Origin of the sequence: Streptomyces sp. NBC_00989 (assembly GCF_045162655.1) — a bacterium.
Classification (GTDB): Bacteria; Actinomycetota; Actinomycetes; order Streptomycetales; family Streptomycetaceae; genus Streptomyces.
In genome coordinates, this window is record NZ_CP108728.1 from 9,125,160 (window position 1) to 9,139,324 (window position 14,165).

14 protein-coding genes are annotated in these 14,165 nt (G+C 70.8%); 7 read left to right on the forward strand and 7 right to left on the reverse strand.

Features of this window, described 5'->3' with window-relative positions; translation table 11 throughout:
* Positions 1-48 precede the first annotated feature (48 nt).
* Genes argC through OG714_RS41005 form a run of 5 tightly spaced genes read left to right on the forward strand, consistent with a single transcriptional unit; the run spans position 49 to position 4,942 of the window.
* The gene (argC, locus tag OG714_RS40985; protein ID WP_406128749.1) at positions 49-1,077 is read left to right on the forward strand and encodes an N-acetyl-gamma-glutamyl-phosphate reductase; all 1,029 of its coding nucleotides are present in this window, start codon (positions 49-51) and stop codon (positions 1,075-1,077) included.
* Positions 1,074-2,243: a bifunctional glutamate N-acetyltransferase/amino-acid acetyltransferase ArgJ gene (gene argJ / locus OG714_RS40990; protein WP_406128751.1), complete on the forward strand. Its 1,170-nt coding sequence runs from the start codon at positions 1,074-1,076 to the stop codon at positions 2,241-2,243. The genes argC and argJ overlap by 4 nt, the downstream gene beginning before the upstream one ends.
* The gene (gene argB, locus OG714_RS40995) at positions 2,240-3,199 is read left to right on the forward strand and encodes an acetylglutamate kinase (RefSeq protein ID WP_317774268.1); all 960 of its coding nucleotides are present in this window, start codon (positions 2,240-2,242) and stop codon (positions 3,197-3,199) included. The genes argJ and argB overlap by 4 nt, the downstream gene beginning before the upstream one ends.
* On the forward strand, positions 3,196-4,383 hold the full coding sequence (locus tag OG714_RS41000; protein WP_406128753.1) for an acetylornithine transaminase: 1,188 nt from the start codon (positions 3,196-3,198) through the stop codon (positions 4,381-4,383). The genes argB and OG714_RS41000 overlap by 4 nt, the downstream gene beginning before the upstream one ends.
* Before the next feature lie 19 nt (positions 4,384-4,402).
* On the forward strand, positions 4,403-4,942 hold the full coding sequence (locus OG714_RS41005; RefSeq protein ID WP_019059868.1) for an arginine repressor: 540 nt from the start codon (positions 4,403-4,405) through the stop codon (positions 4,940-4,942).
* Between the two features lie 70 nt (positions 4,943-5,012).
* Here OG714_RS41005 and OG714_RS41010 read toward each other — a convergent pair whose 3' ends face one another.
* The 5 genes from OG714_RS41010 to OG714_RS41030 all read right to left on the reverse strand — a co-directional run bounded on the left by OG714_RS41010 (position 5,013) and on the right by OG714_RS41030 (position 9,899).
* Complete coding sequence (locus tag OG714_RS41010; protein ID WP_406128755.1) at positions 5,013-5,816, reverse strand: FAD:protein FMN transferase; 804 nt, start codon at positions 5,814-5,816, stop codon at positions 5,013-5,015.
* Positions 5,809-6,591: an FMN-binding protein gene (locus OG714_RS41015; protein WP_406128757.1), complete on the reverse strand. Its 783-nt coding sequence runs from the start codon at positions 6,589-6,591 to the stop codon at positions 5,809-5,811. The genes OG714_RS41010 and OG714_RS41015 overlap by 8 nt, the downstream gene beginning before the upstream one ends.
* Positions 6,592-6,610: 19 nt before the next feature.
* Positions 6,611-7,993, reverse strand: coding sequence for a ferric reductase-like transmembrane domain-containing protein (locus tag OG714_RS41020; RefSeq protein WP_406128758.1), 1,383 nt, complete (start codon positions 7,991-7,993; stop codon positions 6,611-6,613).
* 75 nt (positions 7,994-8,068) lie between these two features.
* Complete coding sequence (locus OG714_RS41025; protein ID WP_406128760.1) at positions 8,069-8,539, reverse strand: FMN-binding protein; 471 nt, start codon at positions 8,537-8,539, stop codon at positions 8,069-8,071.
* Positions 8,540-8,546: 7 nt separating this feature from the next.
* Complete coding sequence (locus OG714_RS41030; protein ID WP_406128762.1) at positions 8,547-9,899, reverse strand: ferric reductase-like transmembrane domain-containing protein; 1,353 nt, start codon at positions 9,897-9,899, stop codon at positions 8,547-8,549.
* A gap of 151 nt (positions 9,900-10,050) precedes the next feature.
* Here OG714_RS41030 and OG714_RS41035 point away from each other — a divergent pair, with 151 nt between their 5' ends.
* Positions 10,051-10,788: a response regulator transcription factor gene (locus tag OG714_RS41035; RefSeq protein WP_406128764.1), complete on the forward strand. Its 738-nt coding sequence runs from the start codon at positions 10,051-10,053 to the stop codon at positions 10,786-10,788.
* Positions 10,788-12,326, forward strand: a complete 1,539-nt coding sequence (locus OG714_RS41040; protein WP_406128765.1) for a sensor histidine kinase — start codon at positions 10,788-10,790, stop codon at positions 12,324-12,326. The genes OG714_RS41035 and OG714_RS41040 overlap by 1 nt, the downstream gene beginning before the upstream one ends.
* 79 nt (positions 12,327-12,405) lie before the next feature.
* Here the strand turns inward: OG714_RS41040 and OG714_RS41045 are convergent, their stop codons facing one another.
* On the reverse strand, positions 12,406-13,110 hold the full coding sequence (locus OG714_RS41045; protein ID WP_406128767.1) for a L,D-transpeptidase: 705 nt from the start codon (positions 13,108-13,110) through the stop codon (positions 12,406-12,408).
* A 132-nt stretch (positions 13,111-13,242) separates the two neighbouring features.
* Entirely contained in the window at positions 13,243-14,115 is an 873-nt protein-coding gene (locus OG714_RS41050; protein ID WP_406128769.1) for a hypothetical protein, read from the reverse strand.
* Positions 14,116-14,165 lie beyond the last annotated feature (50 nt).

Sequence of the window (14,165 nt, forward strand, 5' to 3'; positions counted from 1 at the left end):
TAAACGTGCAGCGAAACGTATAGTCATGCCGTCGAAGAGGAGGGTTCCATGGCGGTACGTGCGGCAGTGGCCGGAGCGAGTGGATACGCGGGCGGGGAACTGCTGCGTCTGCTCCTGGCACACCCCGAGGTCGAGATCGGTGCCCTGACCGGCAACTCCAACGCCGGGCAGAAACTCGGCGCGCTGCAACCGCACCTGCTGCCGCTCGCCGGCCGAGTCCTCCAGGAAACTACCCCGGAAGTCCTCGCCGGACACGACGTCGTCTTCCTCGCGCTGCCGCACGGGCAGTCCGCCGCCGTCGCCGAGCAGCTCGGCCCGGACGTCCTCGTCGTCGACATGGGCGCCGACTTCCGGCTGAAGGACGCGGCCGACTGGGAGAAGTTCTACGGCTCCGCGCACGCCGGCACCTGGCCCTACGGCCTGCCCGAACTCCCGGGCGCCCGCGCCGCGTTGGAGGGGTCCAAGCGCATCGCGGTCCCCGGCTGCTATCCGACGGCCGCCTCGCTCGCGCTCTTCCCCGCGTATGCGGCCGGGCTCGCCGAGAACGAGGCCGTGATCGTCGCCGCCTCGGGCACCTCCGGCGCCGGCAAGGCCCCCAAGGCACACCTGCTCGGCAGCGAGGTCATGGGCTCCATGTCGCCGTACGGCGTCGGCGGCGGACACCGGCACACCCCCGAGATCATCCAGAACCTGGGTGCGGCCGCCGGTGAGCCGGTCACCGTCTCCTTCACGCCCACCCTCGCGCCGATGCCCCGCGGCATCCTCGCCACGTGCAGCGCCAAGGCCAGGCCCGGTGTCACGGGCGAGTCCGTGCGCGCCGCGTACGAGAAGGCCTTCGCCGACGAACCCTTCGTGTATCTGCTGCCCGAGGGGCAGTGGCCCGCGACGGCGTCCGTCTACGGTTCCAACGCCGTTCAGGTGCAGGTCGCGTACGACGAGGCCGCGGGCCGCATCATCGCGATCAGCGCCATCGACAATCTGACCAAGGGCACCGCGGGCGGTGCCGTACAGAGCATGAACCTCGCCCTCGGGCTCGACGAGTCCACCGGGCTGACCACGATCGGAGTCGCGCCGTGAGTGTGACGGCAGCACAGGGATTCACGGCCGCGGGCATCGCCGCCGGGATCAAGGAGAACGGCAACCCGGACCTGGCCCTCGTGGTCAACACCGGGCCCCGCCTCGCCGCCGCGGGCGTCTTCACCTCCAACCGCGTCAAAGCCGCGCCGGTCCTCTGGTCCGAGCAGGTACTGAAGGGCGGCAAGGTCTCCGCCGTCGTCCTCAACTCCGGTGGCGCCAACGCCTGTACGGGCCCGAAGGGCTTCCAGGACACCCACGCCACCGCCGAGAAGGTCGCGGACACGCTCGGGCTGAACGCCGCCGAGGTCGCCGTCGCCTCCACCGGGCTCATCGGGCTGCTGCTCCCGATGGGCAAGCTGCTGCCGGGAGTCGAGGCCGCCGCCGGTCAACTCTCCGAGCACGGTGGTGAGAAGGCCGCCATCGCCATCAAGACGACCGACTCCGTGCACAAGACCGCTGTCGTGACGAAGGGCGGCAAGGACGGGAACGCCGGCTGGACCGTCGGCGGGATGGCCAAGGGTGCCGGCATGCTTGCCCCCGGCCTCGCCACCATGCTCGTCGTCCTCACCACCGACGCCGACGTCTCAAGTGACGCGCTGGACAAGGCACTTCGGGCCGCCACCCGCACCACCTTCGACCGGGTCGACTCCGACGGCTGCATGTCCACCAACGACACCGTGCTGCTGCTCGCCTCCGGCGCCTCCCAAGTCACCCCGGAGTACGCCGAGTTCGCCGAGGCCGTCCGCGCCGTCTGCGACGACCTCGGCCAGCAGTTGATCCGGGACGCCGAAGGTGCCAGCAAGGACATCAAGGTCGAGGTGATCAACGCCGCGAGCGAGGACGACGCCGTCGAGGTGGGCCGTTCCATCGCCCGCAACAACCTCCTCAAGTGCGCCATCCACGGCGAAGACCCCAACTGGGGACGGGTGTTGTCCGCGATCGGCACGACCAAGGCCGCCTTCGAGCCGGACCAGCTGAACGTCGCCATCAACGGCGTCTGGGTCTGCAAGAACGGCGGTGTCGGCGAGGACCGCGACAAGGTCGACATGCGCTACCGCGAGGTGCACATCGTCGCCGACCTGGCCGCCGGGTCCGAGACCGCGACGATCTGGACCAACGACCTCACCGCGGACTACGTCCACGAGAACAGCGCGTACTCGTCATGAGCACTACGCGCAAGCACACCGCGCTGCCCAAGGCGCAGATCCTCATCGAGGCGCTGCCCTGGCTGACCCGGCACAACGGAAAGACCGTCGTCATCAAGTTCGGCGGCAACGCCATGATCGACGAGGACCTGAAGGCCGCGTTCGCCCAGGACGTCGTGTTCCTGCACCACGCGGGCCTCAAGCCCGTCGTCGTGCACGGCGGCGGCCCGCAGATCAGCGCCGCCCTCGACCGGCACGGCATCGTCAGCGAGTTCAAGGCCGGCCTGCGCGTCACCACCGAGGACGCCATGGACGTCGTACGGATGGTGCTCGCCGGGCAGGTGCAGCGCGAGCTGGTCGGGCTGCTCAACCAACACGGGCCGCTCGCCGTCGGGTTGACCGGCGAGGACGCGCACACCATCACCGCCACCAAGCATCTGCCAGAGATCGACGGGGAGTTGGTCGACATCGGGCGGGTGGGCGAGATCACCGCGATCGACACGGGCGCGATCGAGGCACTGCTCGCGGACGGCCGTATCCCGGTCGTCTCGTCGATCGCCAGGAGCGAGGACGACGGACATGTCTACAACGTCAATGCTGATACGGCGGCTGCGGCACTCGCTGCTGCGCTGGGGGCCGAAACCCTCATGGTCCTCACGGACGTCGAGGGTCTCTACGAGGACTGGCCCCACAGCGACGAGGTGATCAGCCGCCTCACCGCCACCCAACTGGAGAAGCTGCTCCCGGAGTTGAGCTCCGGGATGGTGCCGAAGATGGAGGGCTGCCTGCACGCCGTGCGCAACGGCGTGACCACCGCCCGGGTCATCGACGGCCGGGTCCAGCACTCGATCCTGCTGGAGATCTTCACCGACGAGGGCATCGGCACGATGGTCGTGCCGGACGAGCTGCCCGACCAGAAGTCCGCCAAGAAGAAGTCCGCCAAGAAGTCCGGCAAGAAGCAGGGGGATGCCGTATGACCGCGAATGAGGAGCTGACCCAGCGGTGGCAGGGGTCGCTCATGAACAACTACGGCACCCCGAAGCTCCCCCTCGTCCGCGGCGCCGGCGCCAAACTCTGGGACGCCGACGGCAAGGAGTACACCGACTTCGTCGGCGGGATCGCGGTCAACGCCCTCGGTCACGCCCACCCGGCGATCGTCGAGGCCGTCAGCAAGCAGATCGCCGAACTCGGCCATGTCTCCAACCTGTTCATCGCCGAACCGCCCGTCACCCTCGCCGAGCGGCTGCTTGAGCGCTTCGGCCGGGACGGCAAGGTGTTCTTCTGCAACTCGGGCGCCGAGGCCAACGAAGGCGCCTTCAAGATCGGCCGGTTGACGGGCCGTCAGCACATGGTCGCCACCGAGGGCGGCTTCCACGGCCGCACGATGGGCTCCCTCGCCCTCACCGGCCAGCCCGCCAAGCAGGCACCGTTCCTGCCGCTGCCCGGCGATGTCACCCATGTGCCCTACGGCGACGCGCAGGCCCTCGCCGCCGCCGTCACCGACGACACCGCGCTCGTGATCATCGAGCCGATCCAGGGCGAGAACGGCGTGGTCGTACCGCCCGCCGGCTACCTGAAGGCGGCCCGCGCGATCACCGCCGCGCACGGCGCGCTGCTGGTCCTGGACGAGGTGCAGACCGGTGTCGGCCGTACCGGGCACTGGTTCGAGTACCAGGCCCACGAAGGCGTCCTGCCCGATGTCGTGACCCTCGCGAAGGGACTCGGCGGCGGGCTGCCGCTCGGCGCCACCGTCGCCTTCGGACGCGCGGCCGAGCTGCTCCAGCCGGGCCAGCACGGCACGACGTTCGGCGGCAACCCGGTCGCCTGCGCCGCCGGACTCGCCGTACTCGACACCATCGAGGCCGAAGGCCTGCTGGAGAACGTCAAGCGGCAGAGCGAGAAGCTGCGTGACGGGATCGAGTCGCTGGGCCACCCGCTGATCGATTATGTCCGGGGTGCGGGCCTCCTCCTGGGTATCGTGCTCACCGAGCCGCTCGCGCCCCAGGCGCAACAGGCGGCTCAGGACGCCGGTTTCCTGGTCAACGCGCCCGCACCCGATGTCGTACGGCTGATGCCACCGGTGAACCTCGGCGACGACGAGGCGGACGCGTTCCTCCGGGCGCTGCCCGGTGTCCTGGACGTGGCCAAGGGGGACGGATGATCCGGAGAATGAGTCGACGATGAGTCAGGCGCAGGAGCACGAGCACACCGCGGGGCCGGCCGTGCCGCAGACCCGCACCGCCCGCCACCGCCGGATCGTGGACATCCTCAACCGGCAACCGGTGCGTTCCCAGAGCCAGTTGGCGAAGCTGCTGTCCGACGACGGGCTGAGCGTCACCCAGGCGACGCTCTCCCGGGACCTGGACGAGCTGAACGCGGTGAAGATCCGCAACAACGACGGCGACCTCATCTACGCGGTACCGAGCGAGGGCGGTTTCCGCACCCCGCGCGTGCCGCTGGGAGAGTCGGCGAAGGAGGAGCGGATGCGGCGGCTCTCCTCCGAGCTGCTGATCTCCGCGGAGGCCTCCGCCAACCTCGTGGTCCTGCGCACCCCGCCGGGCGCCGCCCAGTTCCTCGCCTCGGCGATCGACCAGGCCGAACTCCAGGACATCCTCGGCACCATCGCCGGCGACGACACACTCCTGCTGATCAGCCGGGACCCGCTCGGCGGGCAGGCCCTCGCGGACCATCTGCTGCGGCTGGCGCAGAACGACCACTGACGTACCCGCACGGGCAACGAGTCGGGGGTGCACCGGAGTTCTCCGGTGCACCCCCGACTCGCATGGGGCCTCAGCCGAGTCTGGCCGCCAGGCCGCCGGTGCAGCGCACCTCGTCGCCCGCCGTGATGAGCAGTGCCTCCACGTCCGGCAGCGACTCCAGCCAGGCCAGACCCTCCCGCGAACCCATCGCGAACGCGGCCGTCGCCCAGCAGTCGGCCCAGGTCAGACGAGGGGCCACGACGGTGACGGCGACCAGGTCGGTCACCGCGGACTTGCCGGTGGACGGGTCCACGATGTGCGCCCCGCGCTCGGCCGTACCGGAGGTGGCGACCGCCAGTTCGTCGGTACCGGCGGCGGAGATCACCGCCGCGAGACCGCCCGGGCGGAGCGGATCGGACACGCCGACCCGCCAGGGCCGGTGCGCTCCCGGCGTACCGAACATCTGGACGTCACCGCCGCCGTTCACGCTGACCCCGCTCACCCCGGCCGCCGCCGTGATCAGCTCGGCCGCGCGCTCGGCGGCCCAGCCCTTCACGATGCCGGTCGGGTCGAGCCGTCCCTCGTACGTCGTGCTGAACCAGCCGGCGCTCACCCGCTCCGCCTCGGCCCCGAGCTCCAGCACCTCGGCGACCTCGGCGTCGCACTCGGCCACGGTCAGCTCGCCGCGGGCCAGCCGGGAGACCTGACTGTCGTCGCGGTAGGTGCTGAACACCTCGTTGACACGGTGCAGTTGGGCGATCGCCCGCTCCAGCGCGGACTGGACGGCCTCGGGCTCACCGCCGCGGATGTCGAAGGAGAACACCGTCCCCATGACCTCCTCGGCGTGCCGCAACGCGGCGGGAGCCTCCGCGGGATCGGTCACCGTGTCAGACACCGGCCTTGTCCAGCGCCGACTGAAGAGACTTCTTGTAGCCGCCGCTCGTGTACGACGCACCCGACACGGAGTCGATGTTCGCGCTCCCGGCCGCCACGGCCTCCTGGTTGAGCTTGGGGATGGACAGCGCCGTCTTCTGGTCGCTGGTCCCGCCGCTCGGGGCCTGCACGGCCTCGGCCTTGGTGATCTTGCCGCCCGCGACGGTGATCCGGACCTGGACGGGCCCGTACTCGGTCGACACGACATCACCGGTGACGGTCTTGGCCTGCGCGGCGGGCGCCGCGGCGGCCGAACTCTGCGACGGGGCGGCCGTGTTGGCACCGGCGGCCTTCATCTTGTCGATGGCCGACTGCAACGACTGCTTGTAGCCGGCGCTGGTGTAGCTGGCCCCGGACACGGACGTGATGTCCGCGCTCTGGGTGGCGACGACCTCCTGGTTGAGCTTGGGCACGGACAGCGCGGTCTTCTGGTCGCTGGTGCCGCCCTTGGGCGCCTGGACGGCCTCGGCCTTGGTGATCTTGCCGTTGGCGACCGTCAGCCGTACCTGGACGACCCCGTACTGGGTCTGGGCGACGGCGCCCGTGACCGTCGAGGTCCCGGCCGCCGCGGCACCGCCCTGGGGCGACTCCTGTGCGGCGGCGGTCTCCTGGGCCGCCGCACCCTGCGCGGACGCCGCTGGATCCGACGCCGGCTTCAGGGAGAGCAGCAGCACGATCCCGGACACGGTGGCGGCGCTCGCGAGCAGAACACGCCGGATGGGGTGACTCTTCTTCATCGCTCCTGACTCCCGTCGCTCACATCTCGAACGACTCGTGATGGATACGGCGGGCGGGAACCCCGGCGCCGCGCAGTGCTTCGTAGACCGACTGCGCGAAGCCGGGCGGCCCGCACATGAAGACGTCGTGGTTGTCGATGTCGGGCAGCTTCCGGCGCAGGGAGTCCGCCGAGATGTCGGGGCGTTCCCCGCCGGGACTGTTGACCGCGTACATCAGCCGGGCGCCGCGCTCGTCGGCGATCTTCGCCAACTCGTCCCACAGCGCCAGGTCCTGGGTGGTGTTGGCGCGGTAGAGCAGGGTGATGTCACCGGCCGCCCCGGGCAGCGTCTCGAACAGTGCCCGCATCGGCGTGATGCCGACGCCGCCCGCGACCAGCAGCACCTTGCCGCGGGTGCGCCGCTGCGAGGTCATCGCGCCGTAGGGGCCCTCGGCCCACACCTTGGTACCGGGCCGCAGCTCGCGCAGCCGGGCGCTGTGGTCGCCGATCGCCTTGACCGTGATCCGCAGCATGTTCGGGCGGGGTGCCGCCGACAGCGAGTACGGGTGCGAGCTGAACCGCATGCCCGGCGCCAGGAACCGCCAGCGGAAGAACTGCCCGGCCTCCGCGCCGATCCGGTGCAGCTTGCGCCCGCTGATGAGCACCGACACGATGCCGGGCGTCTCCTCGATGACCGCCTCGACCCGCATCCGGTGCCGCAGGTTGAGGCGGATCGGGGTGAGGATCCGGTACCAGACCACCAGCGCGGTGACCGTGCCGTACAGCCCGTACCAGACGGTCTTGGCGATCGGCGTCAGCGCGAAGTCGTTGCCGGTGGAGATCTGGTGCCAGAAGGTGAAGAACACCGCCGCGTACGTCAGCAGATGCACGTGGTACCACAGGTCGTACGGCAGCCTGCGGCGGACGGCGCCGATCGACGAGAGGCCGATCAGGAGGAACAGGCCCGTGCCGATCGCGGCCTTGCCCATGTCGGGCAGCTGGTTCACCGAGTCGATCGTCTGCTGGACGATGTCGCTCAGCGTCTTGCCCGCCTGGAGGGCGTAGCCCCACATGATGAGGAAGACGTGCGCGAAGACCAGGCAGAGCGTGTAGCGGCCGCTCATCGCGTGCCAGCGGGCGACCCGGTCGGAGCCGACCCGGCGTTCCAGGGCGGGCACCCGGGCCATCTGGAGCACGACGAGTGCCATCAGATATCCGGCCAACAGACCGGTGATACGGCCCGCGTTGAGGATCTTGCCGTTCTGGTCGGCGATGGACGGCGTGTTGTGCCACCACAGCCACAGCACCCCGACCGCGCCCGCCCAGACGGCGAGCAGCAGCAGGGTCGCTGGGGAGCGGCGCGGGCGGATGCGGCGCATCGTCTGGCGGCGGGCGGCACGTCCGCCTGCGAGCGTGGTGGTCACGGTTCCTCCGTGGACGGGGCAAGGGGGGTGGGCTGGTCCCTTGGCCCTGAAGTACGTGCCGTTGCGCCTGTGCGTTCAGAGTCCCGCCGAGTCCAGTGCGGACTGGAGTGACTGGCGGTAACCGTCACTTGTGTAGGTGGCGCCCGACACCGTGTCGATGCTCGCGCTCTGCGCGGCGAGCACCTCACGCCGCAACTCCGGCAGGGCATAGGAGTTGATCTCCTGATCGCGCGGATTGTCCGACGGCGACTGGACCGCGGTGACATCGGTGATCCTGCCGTTCTTCACGGTGATCTTCACCTGTACGGGACCCCAACGGGTCTGCGCGGTCTCGCCGGTGACGGTCTTGGTGCCGGTCGCGGTCGAACCGCTCGAACCCGTACCGGAGTCGGCGCCGGAGGAACTGGAGGCGGCCGGTGCGGGCGCCACCGCGATCGCGGGCGCCGTGTGCGGCTTCAGCGCCAGCAGCATCACCAGACCGGACGCGGTGACCGCGCTCGCCAGCACGATCCGCCGCAGCGGCCGGCTCTTCTTCAACGGATGCACGACTGCCTCACAGTTCGAACGACTCGTGGTGGATACGGCGGTCCGGCACACCGGCGGCGCGCAGTGCCCCGTACAGCTCCTGGGCGAACGCGTGCGGACCGCAGATGTACACGTCGTGCCCGGCGAGATCGGGCACGGCCTCGCGCAGGGACACGGCGGTGAGCATCGGTCGCTGCCCCTGCGGCCCGTTGAGCGCGTACAGCACCTTCGCCCCGCGCCACCGCGCGATCGCCTCCAACTCGGCGCCCAGCGCCAGGTCTTGAGCCGTACGCGCCCGGTACAGCAGCGTGACGTCACCGGGCAGCGTCTCGAACAGCGCCCGCAGCGGGGTGATGCCGACCCCTGCCGCGATCAGCAACGACCGCTGTGCGGTGCGCCGTTCGGCGGTCAGCGACCCGTACGGCCCCTCCGCCCACACCCGCGCCCCCGGCCGCAGCAACGGCACCGCCGCGCTGTGGTCGCCGAGCGCCTTGACCGTGATCCGCAGCAGGTCACCGCGGGGCGGTGCCGACAGCGAGTAGGGCGTCGACGTCCAGCCCATGCCCTCGCCGAAGAACCGCCAGCGGAAGAACTGCCCTGCCTCCGCGCCCAGTTGGTCGACCCGCCGCCCGCGCACCACGACGGAATACACACCGGGCGCCTCCCGGTGCACCGACTCGACCCGCAGCCGGTGCCGCAGGTTGAGCCGCACCGGGGCGAGGATCCGGTACCAGAGGACGAGTGCCGCGACGCCGAGGTACAGCGCGTACCAGGCGTCCGTCGCTCCCGCGTCGCCGTTGAACTCGTTGCCCAGGGACAGCTGGTGGAAGAAGGAGAGGAACACGGCGACGTACGTGAGGAGATGGACGTAGTACCAGAACTCGTAGCTCAGCCTGCGGCGCGCGGCACGGGCCGAGGTGATGCCGACCGCGAACAGGATGACCGCGCCGAAGGTGGCCTTCAGCATGTCCGGGTAGTCCAGGACGACCGTGACCGTCTCGTGCACGATCGAGGCGCGGTCCTGGGCGGCGTACCCGAGGAGGATGAACACGATGTGCGCGACCAGCAGACAGACCGTGTAGCGCCCGGCCATCGCGTGCCAGCGCGCCACCCGGTCCGAGCCGACCCGCCGCTCCAGCAGCGGCACCCGCGCCATCAGCCCCACGAGCACGGCACAGGCGTACCCGCACAGCAGCCCGGCGAGCCGCCCGGCCCCGGTCAGCCAGCCCGCCGCCCCGACCACCGAACCGGTGTGTGCCCACCAGAGGGCGACCGCGGCCGCCGCCCCGGCCCACAGCAGCCCGAGCACCGCGCCCGCCGGTGAACGCCGGGGGGTCGGCGCCACAGGCGGTGCCGCCCGCCGTTCGTACACGGTGGTCATGTGCGTGTCCTTTCACCCGTCCTGCACGCAACTGTGCGGGCCGAACCTCTGAGGGATCTCTGAGCGGACGCCTTTCTCGGCTTTCTCAGAGGAAACTCAGAGCCGCTCACCGCGGCCGAGGGCGCCACCAGGGGAGATGCTGGTAGGAGCCATGAACACGACCCGCTCCGGCCGACCGGCCCTCACCCGCCCCGACGGCACCCCCGTGCGCGTCCTCGTCGTCGACGACGACCCCGACCTCGCCGAGGTGCTGACCGGCGCCCTGCGCTACGAGGGCTGGGAGGTCCGCACGGCGGGCGACGGAGCCGCAGCGCTCGCCGGGGCGCGCGAGCTGCGGCCCGACGCCGTCGTCCTCGACGTGATGCTCCCGGACACCGACGGCTTCGCCGTGCTGCGTTCCCTGCACGAGGTGAAGCCCGACGTCTGTGTGCTCTTCCTCACCGCCCGGGACACGGTCGAGGACCGCATCGCCGGCATCACCGCGGGCGGCGACGACTACGTGACGAAACCCTTCAGCCTGGAGGAGGTCGTCGCCCGGCTGCGCGGCCTGCTGCGCCGCGCGGGCATGGCCCGTCAGCAGGAGGAGGGCCCCCGGATGACCGTCGGGGACCTGGTCATGGACGAGGAGGCCCGCGAGGTCACCCGCGCGGGCGACCTCGTCGAGCTGTCGCCGACCGAGTTCGAACTGCTCCGCTTCCTCATGCGCAACCCGCGCCGCGTCCTCAGCAAGGCCCAGATCCTCGACCGCGTCTGGTCCTACGACTTCGGCGGCCAGGCCCATGTCGTCGAGCTGTACATCTCGTACCTGCGCAAGAAGGTGGACGCGGGCCGCGCGCCCATGATCCACACCGTGCGCGGGGCCGGGTACGTGCTCAAGCCGGTGCCCTGATGCGCGGGGGACCGAGCAGGGGACTACGGGTACTACGGGGAGTACGGGGACTGCGCTGGCCGCACACCCTGCGGGCGCGGCTGACGGCAGGCCTGGTGGTGCTGCTCGCGGTCAGCTGCGCGGCCGTCGGGGTGGCCGCGGTGATCGAACTGGACGGCTTCCTCACCGGCCGCCTCGACCAGCAACTGACCGAGGTCGGGACCCAGTTCCCGGCCAGCCTGGAGCACAAGGGCCAGACGCTGACCGACCACGACGCCGACGACCGGGAACGCGGCGACACCCGACGGCAGGCACCGGGCACGTTCGGCGCCCGCCTGGTCGACGGCACCGTCACCAACGCGGCGGTCGTACCCGCCGACAAGGACGACGCGACGACCGACCTGAAGGTCGCCCTGACCGCGCGGGACCGCAGGGAACTCGCCGCGGTGCCGGTCGGCGGCAAGGCCCGCAGCATCCGCCTCTCATCCCTCGGCGGGTATCGCGTCCTCGCCTCCGCGGGCCGGGACGGCGACGTGATGATCACCGGACTCCCGCTGGAGTCGGTGGAGGCCGCCGTCCACCGCCTGGAGGCGGTCGCCGCGATCGTCTTCGGCGCCGCGCTCCTGGCCGCCGGATTCGCGGGCGCGCTCTGGGTGCGCTGGTCGCTGCGGCCGCTCAGCCGGGTCGCCGCCACGGCCACCCGGGTCAGCGAACTCCCGCTGGCCAGCGGCGAGGTGACCCTGCCGCCCCGGGCACCGGAGTCCGATCCGCGCAGCGAGGTGGGCAGGGTCGCCGGTGCCTTCAACCGCATGCTCGGCCATGTCGAGGACGCGCTCACCCACCGGCACGCCAGCGAGGAACGGCTGCGCAGCTTCGCCGCCGACGCCAGTCACGAACTGCGCACACCGGTCGCGTCGATCCGGGGCCACGCCGAACTCGCCCTGCTGCACCCGGACCCCGTCCCGCCCAAGGTGACCCGGGCGCTGGAGCGCATCGAGGCCGAGTCGGCACGCATGGGCGTCATGGTCGACGAGATGCTCCTCCTCGCCCGCCTCGACGCGGGCCGCCCCCTCGAACGCCGCCACGTCGACCTCACCCGTCTGGTCCTCGACGCCATCACCGACGCCCGGGCCGCCGGCCCCGACCACCGCTGGACCCTGGAACTCCCCGAGGAACCGGTCACGGTGACGGGCGACGCCCACCGCCTCCAACAGGTGTTGGCCAACTTGTTGGCCAACGCACGTTTGCATACGCCTGTTGGCACAAAGGTGACCGTGACGGTGAAGGTGACCGCGGAGGCGGGAACGGGCGGTGGGGCGACCTGCCTGGTGGTCCACGACGACGGCCCCGGAGTCCCGACCGAGATCCAGCCGGGAGTCTTCGAACGCTTCACCCGCGCGGACCGCAGACGGACGGAGGGCGGAGGCGGGGGAGGAGCGGGGCTGGGTCTGTCGATCGTGGCGGCGGTTACGGAGGCGCACGGGGGAAGCGTGGAACTGGAAAGCCGCCCAGGGGCGACGAGGTTCACGGTGAAACTTCCGTCAGGTGGAGCTGCCTAGGGGCGCGAGGAACTGCGCGCTCAGCCCCATCCGGCGCGCACTCGCCACTCGTCCGAAACCCCAACGGCGCTCTCGCGATTCAGTACCGAGTGATCGCCGTAATCCCACCAGCCGTCCCCACAGCAATGTGCGGCCCCCGCCCAGGATCGACCCACGCAAGAATCCTCCGCATCGCATCCCCCGGCACAGACACACAACCGGCGGTGGCCCCACGCCCGTTGACATGCAAAAAGATCCCGGCCCCGCGCCCCTTCACGGGCTTGGCGTAGTTGAACCCGACGACGAACCCGTACGCGTACTGCGTCGGATACGAGATCAACCGCTCGGACTCGGACGCCCGGCAGTCCCTCGCCAGGGGCTCGCTCCACCGGTTGTAGACCCGGGACCGAGTGTCCTCACACCACCACGAACTCCCGCTTACCCGCCGGTACTTGGCCTTGGTCCCACCCGGAGCGGCCTTGATCCCGAAGGCGAACGGCAGGTCGTACAACCCCGTGGGAGTCGTGTACGACCCCTGCTTACGCCACCCACCCTCGACGAGCCCTTTCGCCCCGAACCGAGCGGCCACCGAGCCGACCCTCACCCAGGCCCCACCCCGCCGCTCCCACCAACTCAGCGTCCCCGCCGTGGAGTTCGTACGCGGAGCCTGCGCGAGGATCAGCTGACTCCCACCCCCGGTATCCGCGAGCGACGAGGGTGACGGAGGCTCCACCGCACGCGCGGGCACCGCACCGAGCAGCAGAAGGACGGACGCGGACGCAAGGGCGAGGACACCGGGACGCATGGCTCAGACGGTAGAGCGCGGACGGGGTGACGGCAGCTCAGTTGGGCCGAACAGGGAAGACGCGGCCGGTCCAGGCGTCACCGTGGCCGCCCCGGCCGGCGTTCATCGGGGCGGCCACGGCTGCCTGTCACGTCACTTGGTGAGCGTGCAGGCGGCCAGGGAGTCGAGACCGGAGGGCTTGGTGCCCTGGCGACCGATGGAGATGGCGATCCGCTCGATCGTAGAGACGCGCTTGTCCGCCAGCGGGCCGAGGATCGCGTTCTGGACGAAGTTGGCGCCGCCCTGTCCGACGGTGTCGACGAGTCGCTTGTTGGCCTCGGTGATCTGGGTGTCGAGGAGGGTGAGGTTGCGGTCGACCTCGGCCTGTGCGGAAGCCGGAACGGCGGGGAGCTGCGACTTCACGTCGGGGCACGAGATGGTCCCGACCGCACTCGACGCGTCGCCGGTGTCTTCCGTACCCCCGGCCGCCTCCGTGGCGGCAGCCGTGGCGCTCGGAGTCGCGGTGTCGGTCGAACCGGTCTCGGTACCGGTCTCGGTCCCGCCGGCCTCGGTCCCACCGGTGTTCAGGGTGCAGGCGGCCAGCGCGTCGAGCCCGGTCGGCTTGGTGCCCTGGCGACCGATGGAGATGGCGATCCGCTCGATGGTCGAGACGCGCTTGTCCTTCAGGGGGCCGAGGATCGCGTTCTGGACGAAGTTGGCCCCGCCTTGCCCGACGGTGTCGACGAGTCGCTTGTTGGCCTCGGCGATCTGGGTGTCGAGGAGGGTGAGGTTGCGGTCGACCTCGGCCTGCGCGGAAGCCGGAACGGCCGGGAGCTGAGACTTCACGTCCGGGCAGGCGATCGTCCCGGGATCGGACAACGTCTGGGCGCTCTGCGCGGTGCTGCTCTTGTCCGGCGTCCCGGCAAGGGCGGTACCGGCGATGACGGCACCGGTGAGCGCCACGGCGGCGGCACCGCCGATGAACACGACGCGACGCTTGTTGTACTTGGGGAGAGCCCTGGACATGCGAATGCCTCACTCGGGTCAGGGGTGAACTTGGGGTGACTCGTGGGGGG

What these genes read in the sequence shown, in the direction of transcription:
- argC (WP_406128749.1), top strand. Translation starts at nt 49, where the DNA reads ATGGCGGTACGTGCGGCAGTGGCCGGAGCGAGTGGATACGCGGGCGGG.
- argB (WP_317774268.1), top strand. Translation starts at nt 2,240, where the DNA reads ATGAGCACTACGCGCAAGCACACCGCGCTGCCCAAGGCGCAGATCCTC.
- OG714_RS41000 (WP_406128753.1), top strand. Translation starts at nt 3,196, where the DNA reads ATGACCGCGAATGAGGAGCTGACCCAGCGGTGGCAGGGGTCGCTCATG.
- OG714_RS41005 (WP_019059868.1), top strand. Translation starts at nt 4,403, where the DNA reads ATGAGTCAGGCGCAGGAGCACGAGCACACCGCGGGGCCGGCCGTGCCG.
- OG714_RS41015 (WP_406128757.1), bottom strand. Translation starts at nt 6,591, where the DNA reads ATGAAGAAGAGTCACCCCATCCGGCGTGTTCTGCTCGCGAGCGCCGCC.
- OG714_RS41030 (WP_406128762.1), bottom strand. Translation starts at nt 9,899, where the DNA reads ATGACCACCGTGTACGAACGGCGGGCGGCACCGCCTGTGGCGCCGACC.
- OG714_RS41035 (WP_406128764.1), top strand. Translation starts at nt 10,051, where the DNA reads ATGAACACGACCCGCTCCGGCCGACCGGCCCTCACCCGCCCCGACGGC.
- OG714_RS41040 (WP_406128765.1), top strand. Translation starts at nt 10,788, where the DNA reads ATGCGCGGGGGACCGAGCAGGGGACTACGGGTACTACGGGGAGTACGG.
- OG714_RS41045 (WP_406128767.1), bottom strand. Translation starts at nt 13,110, where the DNA reads ATGCGTCCCGGTGTCCTCGCCCTTGCGTCCGCGTCCGTCCTTCTGCTG.
- OG714_RS41050 (WP_406128769.1), bottom strand. Translation starts at nt 14,115, where the DNA reads ATGTCCAGGGCTCTCCCCAAGTACAACAAGCGTCGCGTCGTGTTCATC.